The sequence below is a fragment of the Actinomadura sp. NTSP31 genome (assembly GCF_041951385.1).
GTDB lineage: Bacteria > Actinomycetota > Actinomycetes > Streptosporangiales > Streptosporangiaceae > Spirillospora > Spirillospora napierensis.
The window spans coordinates 113,858-133,324 of record NZ_JBGNUT010000027.1 but is presented as its reverse complement, the minus strand read 5'-3'; the positions used below and the strand labels follow the sequence as shown (position 1 = coordinate 133,324).

Annotated in this window: 18 protein-coding genes; 14 read left to right on the top strand and 4 right to left on the bottom strand. The window is 75.1% G+C overall.

Annotation, left to right across the window (positions count from 1 at the left end; all coding sequences use genetic code 11):
- Nucleotides 1-28 precede the first annotated feature (28 nt).
- Entirely contained in the window at nucleotides 29-721 is a 693-nt protein-coding gene (locus ACA514_RS35625; RefSeq protein ID WP_375045674.1) for an ABC transporter ATP-binding protein, read from the bottom strand.
- Nucleotides 708-1,493, bottom strand: a complete 786-nt coding sequence (locus ACA514_RS35620; RefSeq protein ID WP_375045673.1) for an ABC transporter ATP-binding protein — start codon at nucleotides 1,491-1,493, stop codon at nucleotides 708-710. Before ACA514_RS35620 ends, ACA514_RS35625 begins: the two co-directional genes overlap by 14 nt.
- 284 nt (nucleotides 1,494-1,777) lie before the next feature.
- Between ACA514_RS35620 and ACA514_RS35615 the strand changes: the two genes are divergently transcribed.
- A complete protein-coding gene (locus ACA514_RS35615; RefSeq protein ID WP_375045672.1) occupies nucleotides 1,778-3,103 on the top strand; it encodes a tannase/feruloyl esterase family alpha/beta hydrolase in 1,326 nt (441 codons plus the stop codon).
- A 39-nt stretch (nucleotides 3,104-3,142) separates the two neighbouring features.
- Here the strand turns inward: ACA514_RS35615 and ACA514_RS35610 are convergent, their stop codons facing one another.
- Entirely contained in the window at nucleotides 3,143-4,174 is a 1,032-nt protein-coding gene (locus ACA514_RS35610) for a PHP domain-containing protein (protein WP_375045671.1), read from the bottom strand.
- 83 nt (nucleotides 4,175-4,257) lie between these two features.
- Here ACA514_RS35610 and ACA514_RS35605 point away from each other — a divergent pair, with 83 nt between their 5' ends.
- The 9 genes from ACA514_RS35605 to ACA514_RS35565 all read left to right on the top strand — a co-directional run bounded on the left by ACA514_RS35605 (nucleotide 4,258) and on the right by ACA514_RS35565 (nucleotide 13,529).
- Nucleotides 4,258-5,571, top strand: coding sequence for a sensor histidine kinase (locus ACA514_RS35605; protein ID WP_375045670.1), 1,314 nt, complete (start codon nucleotides 4,258-4,260; stop codon nucleotides 5,569-5,571).
- Nucleotides 5,568-6,242 (top strand): response regulator, encoded by a 675-nt coding sequence (locus tag ACA514_RS35600; protein ID WP_375045669.1) that lies wholly within the window; start codon nucleotides 5,568-5,570, stop codon nucleotides 6,240-6,242. The genes ACA514_RS35605 and ACA514_RS35600 overlap by 4 nt, the downstream gene beginning before the upstream one ends.
- Before the next feature lie 138 nt (nucleotides 6,243-6,380).
- Nucleotides 6,381-7,352 carry an alpha/beta hydrolase gene (locus tag ACA514_RS35595; protein ID WP_375045668.1) on the top strand — a complete coding sequence of 324 codons (972 nt, stop codon included), beginning with the start codon at nucleotides 6,381-6,383 and terminating at the stop codon, nucleotides 7,350-7,352.
- Nucleotides 7,353-7,580: 228 nt separating this feature from the next.
- A complete protein-coding gene (locus tag ACA514_RS35590; RefSeq protein ID WP_375045667.1) occupies nucleotides 7,581-8,519 on the top strand; it encodes an alpha/beta hydrolase in 939 nt (312 codons plus the stop codon).
- A 95-nt stretch (nucleotides 8,520-8,614) separates the two neighbouring features.
- A complete protein-coding gene (locus ACA514_RS35585; protein WP_375045666.1) occupies nucleotides 8,615-9,796 on the top strand; it encodes a PucR family transcriptional regulator in 1,182 nt (393 codons plus the stop codon).
- Nucleotides 9,797-9,886: 90 nt separating this feature from the next.
- Nucleotides 9,887-10,801, top strand: a complete 915-nt coding sequence (locus tag ACA514_RS35580; RefSeq protein ID WP_375045665.1) for an ACP S-malonyltransferase — start codon at nucleotides 9,887-9,889, stop codon at nucleotides 10,799-10,801.
- Nucleotides 10,798-11,763, top strand: a complete 966-nt coding sequence (locus ACA514_RS35575; protein ID WP_375045664.1) for a beta-ketoacyl-ACP synthase III — start codon at nucleotides 10,798-10,800, stop codon at nucleotides 11,761-11,763. The genes ACA514_RS35580 and ACA514_RS35575 overlap by 4 nt, the downstream gene beginning before the upstream one ends.
- 56 nt (nucleotides 11,764-11,819) lie before the next feature.
- Nucleotides 11,820-12,071, top strand: a complete 252-nt coding sequence (locus ACA514_RS35570; protein ID WP_151544105.1) for an acyl carrier protein — start codon at nucleotides 11,820-11,822, stop codon at nucleotides 12,069-12,071.
- Nucleotides 12,072-12,221: 150 nt separating this feature from the next.
- Complete coding sequence (locus ACA514_RS35565; protein WP_375045663.1) at nucleotides 12,222-13,529, top strand: beta-ketoacyl-[acyl-carrier-protein] synthase family protein; 1,308 nt, start codon at nucleotides 12,222-12,224, stop codon at nucleotides 13,527-13,529.
- 242 nt (nucleotides 13,530-13,771) lie between these two features.
- Here the strand turns inward: ACA514_RS35565 and ACA514_RS35560 are convergent, their stop codons facing one another.
- Nucleotides 13,772-14,266: a DUF3145 domain-containing protein gene (locus ACA514_RS35560; protein WP_344263959.1), complete on the bottom strand. Its 495-nt coding sequence runs from the start codon at nucleotides 14,264-14,266 to the stop codon at nucleotides 13,772-13,774.
- 286 nt (nucleotides 14,267-14,552) lie between these two features.
- Here ACA514_RS35560 and ACA514_RS35555 point away from each other — a divergent pair, with 286 nt between their 5' ends.
- From ACA514_RS35555 to ACA514_RS35540, 4 genes are all read left to right on the top strand, one after another.
- The gene (locus ACA514_RS35555) at nucleotides 14,553-15,716 is read left to right on the top strand and encodes a S8 family serine peptidase (protein ID WP_375045662.1); all 1,164 of its coding nucleotides are present in this window, start codon (nucleotides 14,553-14,555) and stop codon (nucleotides 15,714-15,716) included.
- Nucleotides 15,717-15,817: 101 nt separating this feature from the next.
- Nucleotides 15,818-16,381 carry an RNA polymerase sigma factor gene (locus ACA514_RS35550; protein WP_375045687.1) on the top strand — a complete coding sequence of 188 codons (564 nt, stop codon included), beginning with the start codon at nucleotides 15,818-15,820 and terminating at the stop codon, nucleotides 16,379-16,381.
- Nucleotides 16,378-16,827 (top strand): hypothetical protein, encoded by a 450-nt coding sequence (locus ACA514_RS35545; protein WP_375045661.1) that lies wholly within the window; start codon nucleotides 16,378-16,380, stop codon nucleotides 16,825-16,827. Before ACA514_RS35550 ends, ACA514_RS35545 begins: the two co-directional genes overlap by 4 nt.
- Nucleotides 16,824-19,418, top strand: coding sequence for a CHAT domain-containing protein (locus ACA514_RS35540; RefSeq protein ID WP_375045660.1), 2,595 nt, complete (start codon nucleotides 16,824-16,826; stop codon nucleotides 19,416-19,418). The genes ACA514_RS35545 and ACA514_RS35540 overlap by 4 nt, the downstream gene beginning before the upstream one ends.
- The last annotated feature ends 49 nt before the right edge of the window (nucleotides 19,419-19,467 follow it).

Sequence of the window (19,467 nt, the reverse complement as noted above, 5' to 3'; positions counted from 1 at the left end):
GGGGTCTCCCTGCTGTTCCGAGGTGGATCTAGATTCCGAGGTATTCGAGGAGCTCGCCCTCGCGGGCGAGGACCTCGTCGTTGTCCAGCGACTCCACGACGCGGCCCTCCGCGAGCAGGTGGTGGCGGTCGGCGACGGTCGCGGCGAAGTGCACGTTCTGCTCGATCAGCAGGACCGTGACGCCGGCCGCCTTGACCTCGCGCAGGATGTCGCCGATCTGCTGGACGATCAGCGGCGACAGGCCCTCGGTGGGCTCGTCGCACAGCAGCAGCCGGGCGCCGGTGCGCAGCACCCGGGCGAGCGCGAGCATCTGCTGCTCGCCGCCCGACAGCTTCGTCCCGGGGAACCGGCGCCGCTCCCGCAGCCGCGGGAACGTCTCGTACACCCGCTCCAGCGACCACGGCTCCGGGCCCATGGCAGTGGGAAGCGTGAGATTCTCCTCGACCGAGAGCGTGGCGAAGACGCCGCGGTCGTCCGGGACGTAGCCGAGGCCGCGGCGGGCCCTCTTGTGCGGGCCGAGCGCGGTGATGTCCTCGTCCAGGAACCCGATCGTCCCCTTGGCGTCCTTGTGCAGGCCCATCAGGCAGCGCAGGAGCGTGGTCTTGCCCGCGCCGTTGCGCCCGACCAGGGTGACGATCTCGCCCTTGTCGACCCGCAGGGACACGTCCCGCAGCGCCTGCGCCTCGCCGTACCAGGCCGACAGTCCGTCAATGCGCAGCATTGGAGTCTCCGAGGTAGGCGGTGACGACGCGGGGGTCGCGGCGGATCTCGGCGTAGGGGCCCTCGACGAGCACCCGGCCCTGCTGGAGGACGGTGACGCGGTCGGCGAGGCTGGAGACGACGCTCATGTTGTGCTCCACCATCACGACGGTCAGCGATCCGCCGGCGGCCTCCCGGACCCGCCGCACGAGCTGGACGGTGCGGTCGACGTCCTCCACGCCCATCCCGGCGGTCGGCTCGTCCAGCAGCAGCACCTTCGGGTCCAGCGCGAGGGCCAGCGCCAGTTCCAGCGCGCGCTTGCGGCCGTAGGCGAGCGCGCCGGCGGGCGTCGCGCCGTGGCCGTCCAGGCCGACCTGTTCGAGCAGTTCGGCGGCGCGGCCGGAGAAGCGGCCGAGCGCCTTGTCCGAGCGCCAGAACCGCCAGCCGAGCCCGGTCCGGCCGGCCAGCGCCAGTTCGACGTGCTGGAGCGGGGTGAGCTCGGCGAACAGGCTGGTGATCTGGAACGACCGGGCCAGGCCGAGCCGCGCGACGTGCTCGGGGCGGCGGCCGGCCAGCTCGTGCGGGCCGAGCCGCACGCTGCCCGCCGTCGGCTTCAGGAAGCCGGTGAGCAGGTTGAACAGCGTGGTCTTGCCCGCGCCGTTCGGCCCGACCAGCGCGTGCACCGAGCCCTCCGCGACGTCCAGGTCGACGCCGTCCACGGCCCGGAAGCCGCGGAACTCCCTCACCAGGCCGCGGGCCGCCAGCACCGGGGCCGCTGCGACGGGACCGGCCATGCGCCCTCCTCCCGTTCCGCACGTCCTTCGACGTGATCAGTGACCCGGACCACACCGGGTCGCCGTGACCGGGAACGCTAAATCCCGTCCGGGGGGCGGACCATGTGAGTCGCGCCCACATTCCGGGGGCCCGATACGGGTGTGACCCACATCACGTGCAGGTCACGGCCGTCGGCACATCCCGCCGCCTCCGGATATGTGGGCCGCGCACGTGGCCGCGCCCACGCCGGCTCACCACCATGACGGCACCCGTCCCCGCCCCGGGGACCGCCGAAGGAGCCGGAATGCCGAAAGTCCGCAGCCTCCTGACCGCCGCCCTCCTGACCGGCACCGCGCTCGGTGCCGCGGTCCCGGCCCCGGCCCGGGCGCAGGCCCGGGACTGCGCCCCGCGCGCGACGGTCCCGGGCGCGCAGAAGCAGGTGGCGGCCTGCCTCAGCGACCTCACCACCGCCGGGACGGTCGCGTCCGGCCACACCGTCCCCGCCGACTGGGCGGGCCTGCACTCCACCGCCACGAAGAACCCGGCGCACGTCCCGGGCGTCCAGATCGACGGCTACTTCCCGGACACCTCGGCGTTCAACACGAACAACGGCTGGAACCACGACGCCCAGTTCGTCATCCGGCTCCCCGAGCACTGGACGGGCGGCCTCGTCGTCGCCGGCTCGCCCGGCAACCGCCGCCAGTACGCCAACGACTTCACCATCTCCGACTGGGCGCTCGCCAAGGGCTACGCCTACGCCGCCACCGACAAGGGCAACAGCGGCACCGGGTTCTACCAGGACGGGAAGCGCCCCGGCGACGCGATGGCCGAATGGAACGACCGGCTCACCCAGCTCACCCGCGCCGCCAAGAAGACGGTGGCCCGCCACTACGGCCGCTCACCCGGCCGCACCTATGCCGCGGGCATCTCCAACGGCGGCTACCTCGTCCGCTGGCAACTGGAGAACCACCCCGAGTTGTACGACGGCGGCATCGACGCCGAAGGGACGCTGTGGCGCGCGGACGGGCCGAACCTGTTCACCTACCTGCCGTCGATCCTGCGCGCCTACCCGTCGTACGCGGCGACCGGCGACCCGTCCGCCCACAAGGCGCTCCTCGACGCCGGCCTCGCCCCCGGCTCGGAGTTCCTCTGGCCCTTCCACGACCAGGTCTACTGGAACCTCACCCAGACCATCTACCGCAAGGAGTTCGACCCGTCCTACACCGGTGACGAGGCGGACTACGACTACGCGGCGCGCCCGCGCTCCGTCCACGAGGCGGTCGCCCGCGTCGCCCTGACCGGCCGCATCCGCAAGCCGCTCATCACCCTGCAGGGCACCTACGACTCGCTCCTGCCGATCGGCACCGACGGCGACGTCTACGCCCGAATGGTCCGCGCGCGCGGCTCCGCGCTCTACCGCTACTACCGCGTAGAGGCCGCCAACCACGTCGACGGCCTCTACGACACCTACCCTGACCGGCTCCGTCCGCTGCTGCCCTGCATGCGCAGCGCGTTCACGGCCCTGGAGTCGTGGACGACGCACCATCAGTCGCCGCCCAGCAGCGCGACGCTCCCCCGCCCGGCGACCGGCGACCTCGTCGACACGTGCTCTCTGGAAGCCGCGTCCTGAGGTCATTTAGACGCGGAAGTGCGGGCCGGTGGAGCGCGGTTACAGCGGTTCCGGGCGGGTCCAGGTGAGGAGGGCCTCGGCCGGGAGGGTGTTGACCACCCGGTCGGCCGGGACCCCGCAGCGGGCGGCGCGCTCGCACCCGAAGTGCTGCCAGTCGAGCTGGCCCGGGGCGTGCGCGTCGGAGTCGATCGAGAAGCGGCAGCCGGCCTCGACCGCGAGGCGCAGCAGCCGCTTGGGCGGGTCGAGGCGCTCCGGCCGCGAGTTGATCTCCACGGCGACGTCGTAGGCCGCGCACGCGTCGAAGACGAGCGCGGCGTCGAACTCCGACTCGGGCCGCAGCCCGCCCCGCTTCCCGCCCGCTTTGACGATCCGTCCGGTGCAGTGGCCGAGCACGTTCACGCGGGGGTTCGCGACGGCGGCGACCATGCGCTTCGTCATCGCGACGCGGTCCATGCGGAGCTTGGAGTGGACGCTCGCGACGACGACGTCCAGCCGGTCGAGGAGGTCCGGGTCCTGGTCGAGGGCGCCGTCGTCGAGGATGTCTACCTCGATGCCGGTGAGGATCCGGAACGGCGCGAGCCGCTCGTTCAGCTCGGCGACGACGTCCAGCTGGCGGCGCAGCCGGTCGGCGGACAGGCCGTTCGCGACCGTCAGGCGCGGCGAGTGGTCGGTGAGCGCCAGGTACTCGTGGCCGAGCGAGCGAGCGGTCTCGGCCATCTCCTGGATCGGCGAACCGCCGTCCGACCAGTCGCTGTGGGTGTGCAGGTCGCCGCGCAGGGCCGAGCGCAGCGCGGCGGTCGCCTCGTCCAGCGGCTCGCCCTCGGTGGCCTCCAGCCGGCGCAGGTAGACGGGGGTCTCCCCGCGCAGCGCCTCCTCGATCACCAGGGCGGTGACCTTGCCGATGCCGGGCAGCTCGGTCAGCGTGCCCGCGCGCGCCCGCTCTCGCAGCTCGTCCGGGGACGCCGCCTCGACCAGATCGGCGGCCTTGCGGAACGCCCGGACGCGATAGGTCGGCTCATGCGCGCGCTCCAGCAGGAACGCGATGCGCCGCAGCGCTTCAACGGCCTCCACGCCCAGCACGCTACCCAGGTATGACGGCGGTGTCGCACCGCGGTGTCATACGGACCCGGGCGCGGTGTCTCTAGCCTGGGCACATGGCCGGGCAGAACACCGACGACGCGACTTCGGCGCCGAACAGCCTGCTGAAGGGCGTCCTCGCCGCGGCCGTGACCGGTCAGGCCGACCCCGTGCCGCCGGACCGCCCGTGGCCGGCGCCGCTGCGCTGGACGCGGTTCCTCGGGATCGGGCGGCTGCCGTACGGCCTCGTCGTCAACGTGGCCGGCATCGGCCTGACGATCGCGCTCGCCGCCGGGACGAACTCGCTGCTGGCCACGCCGCAGCCGGCGCGGCCGGGCGTGCACATCGAGGCGTTCGTGCGGCTGGTGGTGTCGATCGCGGTCACGCTGCCGCTGGCGCTGCGCGACCGGCATCCGCTCGGGGCCTGGCGGCTGAGCTTCGTGGCGATGGCGATCATCCCCGCGGACCGGTGGCTGACCGTCCCCTACCTCCCGGCGGGGACATTCGCCGCGATCGTGTGCCTCTACACGGTCGCGGTGCGCTGCTCACGGGACATCACCATCGGGGTCGGCCTGCTGTCGCTGGCAGGAGTGTGGGCCAAGGACACCCAGACCGCGGGCGGCGCGACGGTCGTGCTGCTGCTCGCCCTGGTCGTCGGGTACACCGTCCGGCTGCGCAACACCGCGCGGACGCAGCTGGCCGAGCAGCGGCGCGAACTGATCGAGCAGGAGAAGCGCCACCAGGCGGCCGAGGCGGTGCTGACCGAGCGGCAGCGGATCGCGCGGGAGCTGCACGACGTGGTGGCCCACCACATGTCGATGATCGCGATCCAGGCCGAGGCGGCGCCGTACAAGGTCGAGACCGTCCCCGACGAGACCCGCAGGGACCTGTCGGAGATCCGCGCGACGGCGCTGGACGCGCTGACCGAGATGCGGCGGATCCTCGGCGTGCTGCGCTCGGAGGACGGCGCCGAGACCGCGCCGCAGCCGAGCCTGGAGCGGCTGGACGAGCTGGTCGCGCACGCGCGCGGCGCCGGCCTGGCCGTCTCGACGCGGCTCGCCGGCGACCTGGACGGGCTGCCGCCCGGCGTCGGGCTCACCGCGTACCGGATCCTCCAGGAGGCGCTGAGCAACGCGATGCGGCACGCGCCCGGATCGAAAGTGGCGGTCGCGGCGGTCCGGGAGGACGGCAGACTGCGGCTCGGCGTCGTCAACGGCCCGCCGGGCGACGGCCGCGTCCCCACCCCCGCGCCCGAAGGCGCCGGCCACGGGCTGATGGGGATGCGCGAGCGGGCGTCCATGCTGGGCGGCGACGTGTCCGCCCGGCCCACCTCGGACGGAGGTTTCGCCGTGAACGCCATCCTTCCGGTGAAGGCGCGGGCCGCGTCGTGACCGTGCGCGTGGTGATCGTCGACGACCAGGGCATGGTCCGCACCGGCTTCGGCGTGCTGCTGAACGCCCAGCCCGACATCGAGGTCGTCGGGGAGGCGGTGAACGGCGAGGAGGGGCTGCGCCGCGTCGCCGAGCTGCGGCCCGACGTCGTCCTGATGGACGTGCGGATGCCGGTGATGGACGGCCTGGAGGCCACCCGCCGGCTCCTCGGCGGGGACGGCGGGGACGGCGGCGCCGCGCCGAAGGTCCTCATGCTGACCACGTTCGACCTGGACGACTACGTCTACGAGGCGCTGCGCGCCGGGGCCAGCGGGTTCCTGCTGAAGGACGCCTCGGCGGCGGAGCTGGCCGACGCGGTGCGGATCGTGGCGGCGGGCGACGCGCTGCTGGCCCCGTCGATCACCCGGCGGCTGATCGCGGAGTTCTCCCGGCTGGGCGGGCCGCGGGCGCCGTCCCGCAAGCGGCTGGAGGACCTGACCGAGCGGGAGACCGAGGTGCTCGGCCTCGTGGCGCGGGGCCTGTCGAACGGGGAGATCGCGGCGGAGCTGGTCGTCGCGGAGCAGACCGTGAAGACGCACTTCGGGCGGGTCCTGATGAAGCTCGGGCTGCGCGACCGGCCGCAGGCGATCGTGTACGCCTACGAGGTCGGCCTGGTCCGGCCCGGCGACTGACGCGCGGGCCGCCTCGGAGGTGGCGCGCGTAGTACCGGAGACCGACGCCGCAGACCGCACCACCGGTTGATCCGCGGTCGGGCGTCCGGTTCCTAGCGTCCTGTTCAGTGCTTCACCCACTGACCAGGAAGGGCCCCGATGAGCAGCGGTCACCCGGCTTCCGGCCGGCGCACCAGGGCGGTCGCGGCGGTCGCGGTGCTGGCGGTGGTGGCCTCGACGACCGCGGCGGCCGGGCGCGCGGAGGTGTACGCGGTGCCCGCCCCGCTCCCCGCCCTGTCGGCCGCGGCCCTGGCCGCCCGGTACCAGGCCGTGGACGGGGAGATCGTCCGGGCGCGGGCGACGGCGCTGCGGGTCCGCGACCGCGACCGGGCCCGGACCCTGTCGGCGTTCCTCGCGCCCGGCCGCCGGTTCCTGGCCTTCGACGCGCGCGGCCGCGGCCTGGCCGTCGAGGTCCTCGGCGACCTGGCCGCCGCCGACCGGATCGCGGTCGTGGTGCCGGGCGCCGACACCGCGCTCACCACCTTCGACTCGCCGAAGTTCGTCGGCGGCGGCAGCCGCGCCCTGTACCGGCGGGCCCGCGCGGACGCCCCGGGCGAGCGGATCGCCGTGATCGCCTGGCTCGGCTACCGGGCGCCGCGGACGCTGAGCCCGGACGTGCTCACCGACGGCCGTGCCGCCGCCGGCGCCCGCGCGCTCGACCGGTTCCTCACCGGCGTCCATCAGATCAACGGGCGCGCCCGGATCGCCCTGCTCTGCCACAGCTACGGGTCGGTGGTCTGCGGGAAGGCCGCCCGGCGTGCGGCGGCGGCGCCGGTCGACGAGATCGCACTGTTCGGCAGCCCCGGCGTCACCGCGCGCAGGGCGTCCGACCTCGGCACGTCCGCCCGCGTCTGGGCGGGCCGCGCCGGCGGCGACTGGATGGGGTACGTGCCGAACGTCCGCTTCGCCGGGATCGGCTTCGGTCCGGACCCGGCCTCGCCCGGGTTCGGCGCGCGGCGCTTCGACGCCGGGACGGGCCCGCACAGCGCGTACCTGAAGCCCGGCACGGTCGCGCTCAGCAATCTCGCGCTGATCGCGCTCGGCCGCGACGCGCAGGTCACCCGCGCCTGACCGGGCCGCGCCCCGGCGGGCGCCACGCCCGGACGGCCGTCCGCCCGAACCCGGCCGCGAACCCGCGCATCTCACCACTGACCTCCCGATCACGGGAGCCCGGCCGGAATCCGCCGGGGCCCCCGGATGGTAGAAAGAGCGAAGATGCCGCCGCCACGCAGGACGACCTCGGGGGGCGCCCGACGGCTCCGACGGGCGCTGGCCTGCGCCGTCTCCATCGCGGCCATCATGCTCACCACCGCGGGGACCGGGCACGCCGACCCCTACGCGCCGCCCGCCGCCGTCCCCTCGCTGGCGGCGTCGACGCTGGACGTCCGCTACGCCGCCGAGCACCGCTCGATCGAGCGGGCGCTGCGGACGGCCAGGAACGTCGGCGACCAGAGCCGGGCCCGCGCGCTCAGCGCGTTCCTCGACCCGGGGCGCCGGTTCCTGTTCTTCGACCCGCGCGGCGGCGGACGGGCCGTCGAGGTCGTCGGCGACCTCGCGCACGCGCGCCGCGTCGCGGTGCTGGTGCCGGGCGCCGACACGACGCTGACGGCGTTCGACAGGCGGGGCGGCAAGCCCTGGTCGACGCCGGGCGGCGGGGCGCGGGCCGTCCACGCCGAGGCCGGCGCACTCGACCGCGACCCCGGGCTGGCCGTCGTGGCGTGGCTCGGATACGCCGCGCCCAAGACCTTCAGCGGCGACGTCCTGACCGGCCGGCGCGCCGACGAGGGCGCCCACAAGCTGCTGGACTTCCTGGCCGCCATGCGCCGGGTGAACCCCCGCGCCGGCGTCGCGCTGCTCTGCCACAGCTACGGCTCGGTCGTGTGCGGGCGCGCCGCGCTCGACGACCACGGCACCGGCGCCAAGGCCGCCGCATGGCGGCAGGTCACCGACATCGCCCTGTACGGCAGCCCCGGCACGACCGCGTGGAAGGCCTCCGATTTGAGCCGCACCGCCCGCGTCTGGGCGGGCCGCGGCGCGACCGACTGGATGGAGGACGTCCCGCACGTGCGCATCCTCGGCCTCGGACTCGGGCCCGACCCGGTCTCCCGCGGCTTCGGCGCCCGGGTGTTCGCCGCCGGCTCCGGCGGCCACAGCGACTACCTGCGGCCGGACTCGCTCGCGCTGCGCGACCTCACCGGGATCGCGCTCGGCGACGCCGCCTCCGTCGTCCGCGGCTGACCGGGGAGCCCGAAGGGTCCCTGCCCCAGGTGTCCCATGGGCCCGATCGCTCACTCGAGGACGGATCATCTCCCGTTCGATGGCACCCTGGGGAGGTGGACACCGCAAGCGAGGCCGAGATCCGCGAGCAGACCACCCAGCGCCTGGAGAAGGCGATGGGCACGTTCGGCACCGCGGCGCTGACCAGCATGGAGGAGCAGCTCCCCTGGTTCCGGCGGATGCCGCCGGACCAGCGCTCCTGGATCGGGCTGGTCGCGCAGGCGGGCATCGCCGCGTTCGTCGAGTGGTTCAAGAACAACGAGCGGACCCGGCCCGCCATCGCCGGCGAGGTGTTCGGCACCGCGCCCCGCGAGCTGCTGCGCTCCATCAAGCTGCACCACACCATCGACATGATCCGGGTGATCATCGACGTGGTGGAGACCCGGCTGGACGAGCTGGCCGCGCCCGGCGGCGAGGCCCAGCTCCGCGAGGCCATCCTGCGCTACACCCGGGACGTGGCGTTCGGCGCCGCCCAGGTCTACGCGCGCGCCGCCGAGACCCGCGCCGCCTGGGACGCCCGGCTGGAGGCCCTCGTCGTGAACGCGGTGCTCCGCGGCGAGGTCGACGACGGCATGCACTCCTGGGCCGCGGCGCTCGGCTGGACGTCCAAGCCCGTCACGGTGATCGCCGGGTACACCCCCGAGGACGACGAGCCCGAGGTCACCATCGACCAGATGCAGCTGGCCGCCCGGCGCGCCCGCGCCGACGTGCTCGCCGGCGTGCACGGGCACCGCGTCATCGTGATCGTCGGCGGGGACGCCGACCCGATGGAGGCGGCCCGCCCGGTCGCCGCCAAGTGCGGCCCCGGCCCCGTCGTCGTCGGTCCGCAGGTCAGCGACCTGTACGACTCCACCAAGTCCGCGCAGGCCGCGGTCGCCGGGCTGCGCGCCGCGGCCGGCTGGCCCGACGCCCCGCGCCCCGTCCTGGCCACCGAGCTGCTGCCCGAGCGGGCCCTCGACGGCGACGGCGAGGCGCGCCGGTACCTGGTGGAGAGCGTCTACAACCCGATGCTCGCCGCCGGCGCCCCGCTGCTGGACACCCTCGCCACCTACCTGGAGCAGGGGTCGTCCCTGGAGGCGACGGCCCGGCTGCTGTTCGTGCACCCCAACACCGTCCGCTACCGGCTGCGCCGCGTCACCGAGCTGACCGGCCTCGCGCCCACGGACGGGCGCAACGCGTTCACGCTCCGCATCGCCCTGGTCCTGGGCCGCTTCGCCGCCCGCCCGCCCCGCGCATAGCGGCTTGTAGGGGTCGTACAAAGGGGTACGGAGAAAGTTCGTTGCGATCGGCATCGAGAGCCGGACCGCATTCGCGGGAGGCTGGTCATCGTGATCCTCCTCGCATCGCCCGGCCAGGGCGCCCAGACCCCCGGCTTCTTGCAGCCATGGCTAGAGATACCCGGAGTCGCCGACCGCCTGGCCTGGTGGTCGGCCGTCACCGGGCTGGACCTGGTCCGGTACGGGACGACCGCCGACGCCGAGGAGATCCGCGACACCGCGGTGGCGCAGCCGCTGCTGGTCGCCGCCGCGCTCGCCGCGTACGAGGTGCTCTACGAGGACGCCGTTCCCGGCGCCGTCGCGGGGCACAGCGTCGGCGAGCTGGCCGCGGGCGCGATCGCCGGGGTGCTGACCCCCGAGGCCGCGCTGGTGCTCGTCCGGGAGCGGGGCCGCGCGATGGCCGAGGCCGCCGCCGTCACCGAGACCGGCATGACGGCCGTACTCGGCGGCGACGCCGACGAGGTGCTCGCCGCGATCGACAAGCACGGGCTCACCCCCGCGAACGTCAACGGCGCCGGCCAGGTCGTCGCCGCCGGGACCATGGAGCAGCTCGCGCGGTTCGCCGACGAGCCGCCCGCCAAGGCGCGGCTGCGGCCGCTGTCGGTCGCCGGCGCCTTCCACACCGACCACATGGCCCCCGCCGTCGACACCCTCCGCCGCCTCGCCCCCGGCGCCCCCGTCGCCGACCCCCGCACGAAGCTGCTGCAGAACCGCGACGGCGCCGTCGTCGCGTCCGGCCGCGACTTCGTGGCGCGGCTCGTCGAGCAGGTCAGCGCCCCGGTCCGGTGGGACGCGTGCATGGCGACGATGCGCGGGATCGGCGTCACCGGGATCATCGAGCTGCCGCCGGCCGGGACCCTGGCCGGGCTGGCCCGGCGCGAGCTGAAGGGCGTGGAGCTGGTGGCCCTCAAGACCCCCGCGGACCTCGACAGGGCCCGCGAGCTGATCAAGGCGGACGCGGCATGACCGGGCTGCGCATCCCCGAGGCGGCCCCCGGCGCCCGCATCCTGGCGTTCGGCGACTACCGGCCGGCCCGGATCGTCACCAACGACGAGCTCTCCGAGACCGTCGACACCAACGACGAGTGGATCCGCAGCCGCGTCGGCATCCAGGAGCGGCGGATCGCCGGCGACGACGAGGGCATCGTCGAGCTCGGCGTGCACGCGGGCGGCAAGGCCCTCGCCAACAGCGGCCTCGACCCCTCCGACATCGACCTGGTGATCCTCGCGACCTGCTCGGCGGAGTCGCCGATGCCCGGCCACGCGCCGCAGGTCGCGCACCGGCTCGGCATCGACGCGCCCGGCGCCTTCGACCTGAACGCCGCCTGCGCCGGGTTCTGCTACGCGCTCGGCACCGCCAGCGCCGCCGTCCGCGCCGGCAGCGCCCGCAACGTGCTGGTGATCGGGTCCGAGAAGATGTCCCAGTGGATCGACTGGACCGACCGCTCCACCAGCATCATCTTCGCCGACGGGGCGGGCGCGGCGGTCGTCGCCGGCAGCGAGTCCCCCGGCATCGGCCCGGTCGTGTGGGGCAGCGCCGGCGACAAGTACGACAAGATCATCATCGACGACCGGCACTCGTTCATCCGGCAGGAGGGCCAGGCGGTGTTCCGCTGGGCCACCACCGCCATCGCGCCGGTCGCGGTGGAGGCGTGCGAGCGCGCCGGGATCGCCCCCGGCGACCTGGCCGCCGTCGTCCCGCACCAGGCCAACCTCCGGATCATCGAGGCGATCGCGCGCAGGATGAAGGCCACCAACGCGGTGGTGGCCGACGACATCGTGCACTCCGGCAACACCTCGGGGGCCTCCATCCCGCTGGCCCTCTCCCGCATGATCGAACGCGGCGACGTACCGTCCGGCGCCCCCGCCCTCCTGGTGGGGTTCGGTGCCGGTCTGTCCTACGCTGCCCAAGTCATCCAGATCCCGTAGGCCGTCACGCCTGCTCGCAGGCTCTGGACCAACCCATCGAAGGAGAAAGCAGAACCATGGCAGTCGCCACCGAACAGCAGATCCTGGACGGCCTCGCCGAGATCATCGACGAGATCGTCGGCATCGACAAGTCCGAGGTCACCCCGGAGAAGAACTTCATCGACGACCTCGACATCGACTCGCTGTCGATGGTGGAGATCGCGGTGGCCGCCCAGGACCGGTTCGGCGTCGAGATCCCCGACGACGAGCTGCGCAACCTCAAGAGCGTCCAGGACGTCATCAACTTCGTCCAGAAGCTCCAGAGCTAGTCCAGACGGTGGCCGGGCGTGCGCGACGCGCCCGGCCGCAGGGAGGGCGCGCCGCCGCGCCGCCCGCGGGCCCCGCACGGGGCCGCCGGGCGGTCCGGGCCGGGCGCGCCCTGCCTCCACTCCCCCTCCAGTCCGCAAGGAGCACCTGCCATGAGCAAGAGCCAGACCAGAGTCGTGGTGACCGGTCTCGGTGCAACGACCCCACTCGGCGGAGACCTGCCGTCGACCTGGTCCGCCCTGCTCGCCGGAGAGTCCGGGGTCCGCAGCCTGGACTGGGAGGGCGTCGAGGACCTGCCCGTCCGCTTCGCCGCCACGCTGAAGGTCGACCCCGAGGAGGTCATGCCGAAGCAGGCGCTGCGCCGGCTCGACCGCAGCCAGGCGATCGCGCTGATCGCGGCGCGCGAGGCGTGGACCCACGCCGGTTTCGCCCCGGCGAAAAGCAACAAGACCATGCGCAACGAGGAGCCCGCGGGCGTCCCGGGCGGCTTCGTCGTCGACGGCGACCGGCTCGGCGTCGTGGTCTCCAGCGGCATCGGCGGCCTGCACACCGCGCTGAACAGCTACGACGTGTACCGCGAGCAGGGCTGGTCGCGGGTGTCGCCGTTCACCGTCCCGATGCTGATGCCGAACGGCGCGTCCGGGCACGTCGGCATCGAGTTCGGTGCCACCGCCGGCTCGCACGCCCTGGTCAGCGCGTGCGCGTCCAGCGGCGAGGCCGTCGGCTACGCGATCGACATGATCCGCGCGGGCCGCGCCGACGTCGTGATCTGCGGCGGCACCGAGTCGTGCATCCACCCGCTGCAGATGGCCTCGTTCGGCCGCATGCGCGCGATGTCGACCCGGAACGAGGAGCCGGCGCGCGCGTCCCGGCCCTACGACAAGAACCGCGACGGGTTCGTGCTCGGCGAGGGCGCCGCCATGATCATCCTGGAGTCGGAGGAGCACGCCCGCGCCCGCGGCGCCCGCGTGCACGGCATCGCCGCCGGCTGCGGGTACTCCAACGACGCCTACGACATCGTGCTGCCCGACCCGAGCGGCGGCGGGCAGGCCAAGGCGATGCAGCGGGCCCTCGACGACGCGGGCCTGCGGCCGGAGGACGTCGTGCACATCAACGCGCACGCCACCTCGACCCCGTCCGGCGACGTGGCCGAGCTCAACTCCATCAAGGCGGGCCTCGGCGACGAGGCCGCCTCGAAGGTCGTCATCACCGCGACCAAGTCGATGACCGGGCACCTGCTCGGCGGCGCCGGCGCGCTGGAGTCGGTGTTCACGATCCTCGCGCTGCGCGACGGGCTGGTCCCGGCCGTCGCCAACCTGGAGGACCTCGACGACGACGTCGAGCTGGACATCGTGCGGGACGAGCCGCGCAAGCTCGCCGACGGCCCCGCCGCGGCGCTCAACAACTCGTTCGGCTTCGGCGGCCACAACGTGTCGGTCGTCTTCCAGCGCGCCCTGTAAGCCTCTCGCGCGATCGGTGACCGCGCACGGAACGGCCCGGCGAGTCCACCTCGCCGGGCCGTTCCGTCTTTCCGTTTCTGTCCCCGGCGACGACCTCAGCCGTCACGCGAGCGCGTTACCTGACCGGTGGAGGCGACGCCGAAGGCGAGCCTCCACCGGGAGGCTCGCGAAGCGAGGCCGCGCTCGCCCAAGCACGGTCAGAGGGCGAGCCGCCAGGCGAGGCCCTTGGGCCGGGATTGCCTTTAGACAGCAGCGTGGAGCCAGCGGACGGGGGCGCCGTCGCCGGCCCGCCGGAAGGGCTCCAGCTCGTTGTCCCAGGGCGTGCCGAGGAGCCGCTCGAGCTCGTGCTCCAGCGACGCCTTGCCGACGGCGGCGTTGGCCATGACCGAGCGCAGCCGGTCCTCGGGCACCATGATGTCGCCGTTGGCGCCGATGACGCCGCTGAACACCCCGAGCGACGGCGTGAAGCTGTAGCGGACGCCGTCGCTGCCGGGCGTCGGGTCCTCGGTGGCCTCGAACCGCACCAGTTTCCAGTTCCGCAGCGCCGAGGTGATCCCCGCGGCGGTGCCCGGCCTGCCCTCCCAATGAAGCTCGGCGCGCAGCGTCCCCGGTGCGGCCGCCTGATCAGCCCACTCAAGGGAAACGGGCACACCGAGAACACCTGCGGCGGCCCACTCGATGTGCGGGCTCAGCGCAGGTGGCGCGGAGTGGACGTAGAAAACGCCACGTGCGGTCACCGGACCTCCTGGATCTGTACCGAGGCTCGTCTTCCCCTACGGCCTCGTACGTCCCAAGACGGCGTCCGCGTCCCTCATTGTGCATCATCGGCCACGGTCGCACCACCGTGAGTTCACCCGTTTGCCGGACCCTTGACCACGGGATGCACACCGTTCACCGATCTCGGCCGCCAGCGTAGGCCCTCGTCCCGCCGCCCGCCCCGGTTTCCGTGCGTTCCACGGTCACCCGCTGTTCATGTTCGGGCACGATGAGTGCCCGCAGGTGCGGCAGGGGAGGCGGGGATCGATGTTCGACCAGGAGGCGCGGCTGGAACGGCTGCTGGACCGGCACCGGGACGCGATGGTCGTGGAGCCGGTGCCGGGGCGGCGGACGCTGGTGCGGCGCGACCAGATCCTGGTTTCCGGGCAGGACGCGGGCGCCGCGCAGGAGCTGGTGCGGCGCTGGTGCGACGCGCGGCGGGACGAGCCGGGGGCGACCCGGCTGCTGCTGCGGCCGTCGGCGAAGGTGGACGTCTGCGAGCTGTCCGCGCAGCTGTCGGGGGGTGGCCGCCATCGGACACTGAGCGTTTCGCCGAACCATCTCGTGCACGGCCAGCCGATGTGGTGGAGCGGGCCGGCCGACCGGCCGCGTCCGGCGGCGCCGCTGCCCGCCCCGGCCGCGGCGGGCACGCGGCGGGACGTGACGGTCGCGATCCTGGACACGGGCCTGGCGCCGCATCCCTGGTGGGAGGACGCCGCGTGGTTCCGCGAGCAGCGCGACGAGGTCGCGGAGGTGCTCGACGCGGACCTCGACCTCGAACTGGACGCCCAGGCGGGGCACGGCACGTTCATCGCGGGCGTGGTGCTGCGGCACGCGCCGACGGCGGTGCTGCGGGCGCTGCGGGTCATCGGCGGGGACGGCGTCGGCGACGAGCTGGACGTGGTCCGGGCGCTGACCCGCCTCGCGGGATGGGGGCGGGCCGACGTGGTGAACCTCTCGCTCGGCTGCCACACCTTCGACGATCGGCCGTCCCCGGTGCTGGCGAGGGCGGTCGCCGCGCTCGGCCGCCGGACGGTGGTGGTGGCGTGCGCCGGGAACACCGCGAGCGAGCGTCCGTTCTGGCCCGCCGCGATGAAGCCGGTCGTCGGGGTCGCGGCGCTCGACGGGGACGACCGGGCCTGGTTCTCCAACTACGGCTGGTGGGTGGACGCCTGCGCGCCGGGCGTGGACGTCGCGAGCACGCACGTGTGGTTCGACGGCCCGCGCCCGTCCTCGGGCGGCGGCGATCCGGACCGGTTCGAGGGGTACGCGACATGGAGCGGGACGTCGTTCGCCGCGCCCGCCGTCGCGGGGCGGATCGCGGGCCTCGCCGCGGCGGAGGGGCTGGACGCGCCGGCCGCGGCGGACCGGGTCCTCGACCCGGCACGCGGGGTTACCCTTCTGGACCTCGGTGTAATCATCAGTTCTTGAGCACGGTCCGATGGCGAAGCGGTAACCGCGCACGCTGTGTCGTCAATGCTCAACTTAGAGTTATCCGCCGAGGTGGGAAATGACCGGCGGGAGATGCCTTGGTGGCTGTGCAGGACGACGATGCGGGCGAGCTGGTGGCGAGGGCTCGGGACGGTGACGGTGCCGCGTGGGCGCGGCTGGTCGAGCGGTACAGCGGGCTGCTGTGGTCGATCGCCCGCTCATACGGGCTGGGCGACGCGGACGCGGGCGACGTGGTGCAGACCTCGTGGCTGCGGTTGGTGGAACGGATCGACGCGCTCGACGATCCGGCCGCGACGGGATGCTGGCTGGCGACGACGGCGCGCAACGAGTGCCTGCGGCTGGTGCGGCGGCGGGCCCGCGAGCTGCCGCCGGCGGCGCTCGTGGCGCACGGCGGCCTCGGCACGGGCGGCGGGCCCGGGACGTATCCCGGGTCCGGGCCGGACGAGGTCGCGGTGGCGCGGGACCGGGTGGGGCGGGTCGGTGCCGCGCTCGACGCGCTTCCCCGCCGCTGCCGGACGCTGCTGCGGCTGTTCGCGGAGGCGGCCAGCTACGCCGAGCTGGCGGCGGCGCTGGGGATCCCCGTCGGCAGCGTCGGCCCGACCCGGGCGCGGTGCCTGTCGGCGCTGCGGAGGCTCGTCCCGTGAACGACGAGGAGCTGATGGCCGGGACGCGGGCCGCGTTCGACGCGCTGGACCCGGTGCCGGAGGGGGTGCTGGCGGCGGCGCGCTCGGCGCTCGGATGGCGGACGCCGTCCGCCGCGCTGGCGGAACTGCGCGAGGACCTCGGCGGCCGTCCGGCGGCGGGGGTGCGCGGCGCGGCGGGGCGGTCGCTGACGTTCGCCTGCCCCGGGTCGACCGTGGAGATCGAGGTGGCCGGGGACGGCCGGCACCGGGAGATCACCGGGCGGCTCGTCCCGCCCGCGGCCGCCGACATCGTCGTCCGGCATCCGGGCCTTCCGCCGGACCGGCCGGTCGCGCGCACCGGGGCGACCGGGCTGTTCTGCCTGCCGGACGTGCCGGAGGGCCTGGTCAGCCTGCTGTTCCGGCTGCCGGACGGCACGTCGGTGGTCACGAGCTGGATCCGCGTATGAGCGAGGAGGACGAGCGGGCGCTGCTGTGGCTGGCGGCGACCGACCCGGCGACGGCGCATGCCCGCGCGCTGACGCTGCTGCGGGGAGGCGACGACATCCTGGCCCTGCGGATCGCGGGCCTGGCGGCCAAGGAACTGGGGCGCCTGGACGAGGGGCTCGCGTTCCTGCACCGCGCGCTCGACCTCGCGACCGGGCGCGAGACGGCGGGCGCCGCGCCGGAGGACGCGGACTGGCCGCTGTTCGCGGCGGATCCGTGGACGGGCGACGCGCGCCCCGATCCCTATGCCGCCGCGAAGGTCCGGATGAATCTGGTCGGGCTCCTGACCGCCCGCGGAGACCTCACCGGGGCGCTCGCCCATGCGGAGGAGGCGGAGACCGTCCTGCGCGGTCCGGACGCGGACCGGCTCGCCGCCAACAAGGCCTGCGCGCTGGCGCGGGCGGGACGCGTCGCCGAAGCGCACGACGTGGCGGGGCGGGCGCTCGCGGGGCTGCGGCGGGGGCACGACCCGGCGGCGCTCAACGGGCTGCTCGGCAACATCGGGCTCGCGCGGGCGATGCACGGCGACTTCGACGGCGCGGAGAAGGCCCTAGCGGAGGCCGTCGCGGTCGGAGAGGCCGCCGGACTGCGGCACCAGACGGCGATGGCCAAGGGCAACCTGGCGTTCGCGGTGTCGCGGCGCGGGGACGTCCCGCGCGCGCTTCGGCTCTATGCGGAGGCCGAGCCCCACCTGGCCGGGGAGCGCCTCGCGCAGTGCCGGCTCGACCAGGCGGAGACCCTGATCGCGGCGGGCCTGCCCAGAGAGGCGCGGCCCCTCCTCGACGCCGCGCTCGGCGCGGCGCGGACCCACGGCTACCGGTGCGACGTGGCGGACGCCCTGCTGCTGCGCGCCCACGCGGAACTGGCGGACGGCGGTCCCGAGCGCGCCGCCGGGACCGCCGTGGAGGCGCGGGACGCGTTCGCCGCGCAGGAGCGCGCCGGATGGATCGCGCTCGCCGACCATGTGCTGATCAAGGCGCGGTGGGCGGCGGGCGAACGGTCCGAGGCGCTGCCGGCGGACGCCGCCGCTACGGGCGACCGGCTCGACGGCGGGGGCTGGGCGGGCGCCGCCGCCGAGGCCCGGATCATCGCCGCGCGGGCGGCGATGGCGCTCGGGAGGCCGTCCGGCCACCTGCTGCCGCGCGCCCCCGGCGCGGACGCCCCCGCCGCGGTCCGGATCGCCGGCCTGCACGCCACCGCGCTGGAACGCCGGTCGCGCGGCGACGTCCGGGGCGCGCTCGCCGCCGTCCGGGACGGGCTGGAGGCGGCCGGGCGGCACGCCGAGGTGCTCGGCGCGCTGGACCTGCGGGCTCGCGCGGCGGGCCGCGCGGGCGAGCTGGCTGCGCTCGGCCTCGGCCTCGCCCGGTCGGCGCGGGAGCTGCTGGCGCTGGAGGAGCGGCGGCGCGCCATCGCCCGTCCGGGGCGGCTGCGCCCGCCCGCCGACCCCGAGCGGGCCGCGGCGCTGGCCGCGCTGCGGGCGCTCAGCGTCGCGCACACCTGCGACACCGCGCGCGGCGGCGTCCCGTCCGTGCTGGCCGCCGATCTCGCGGCCCTGGAGGCGAAGGTCAGCGCGCACACGCGGCGTCGTCCGGGCGGCCCGCCCGACGCGGGCGCCCCGGCGGTCGCCGAGATCGCCGCCGCCCTCGGCGAGCGCGCCCTGGTGGAGGTGATCGCGGTGGACGGGGAGCTGCACGCGGTGACCGTCGCGGGCGGCCGGACCCGCCGGCGCCGGCTCGGCGACCTCGGCGCCGCCGTCTGCGAGACCGGGCTGCTCCGCTTCGCGCTGCGGCGGCTCGCGGGCGCGGACGACCCCGCGTCGCTCGCCGCCGCCGCCGAGTCGGCCGGGCGCCTCGACCGGCTCCTGCTCGCGCCGCTGCGCGCCGGCGTCGGCGACCGCGACCTGGTGATCGCCCCGACGGGTCCGCTGCACGGCCTGCCCTGGGCGATGCTCCCGTCGCTGACCGGCCGCCCGTTCACGGTCGTGCCGTCGGCCGCCGCCTGGCTGCGCGCCCGCTCGGTCCCTCCCCGCGGCGGACGCACCGTCCTGGTGGCGGGCCCCGGCCTCGCGCACGCAGGACGCGAGATCACCGCGCTGCGCGGCGTCCACCCCGGGGCGGCCGTCCTGGACGGGCCGGACGCGCGCGCCGAACCCGTCCGCGACGCGCTGGACGGCGCCGCGCTCGCCCATATCGCCGCGCACGGCGAGTTCCGCGAGGGGAACGCGCTGTTCTCGCGGCTGCGGCTCGCCGACGGGCCGCTGCTCGTCCACGACCTGGACGGGCTGGCCGCGCCGCCCCGCGTGGTGGTGCTGTCGGCGTGCGACATCGGCCGCGCCGACGAGGGCGACGCCGTCGTCGGGATGGCGGGCGTGCTGCTCGCGCTGGGCGCCGCCACGGTGATCGCCAGCGTGACGCCCGTCCGGGACGCCACGACGCCGGACTTCATGTCGGCGTTCCACGCCGGTCTGGCGGCGGGACGGTCCCCGGCCCGGGCGCTGGCCGAGGCGCCGCGCTCGATCGGCGTGGCGGGATTCCTCTGCTTCGGGTCGGGATGACGGTGGCCCGTGGCCGGCGCCCCGCCGGCCACGGGCCCACGGGCGAGAG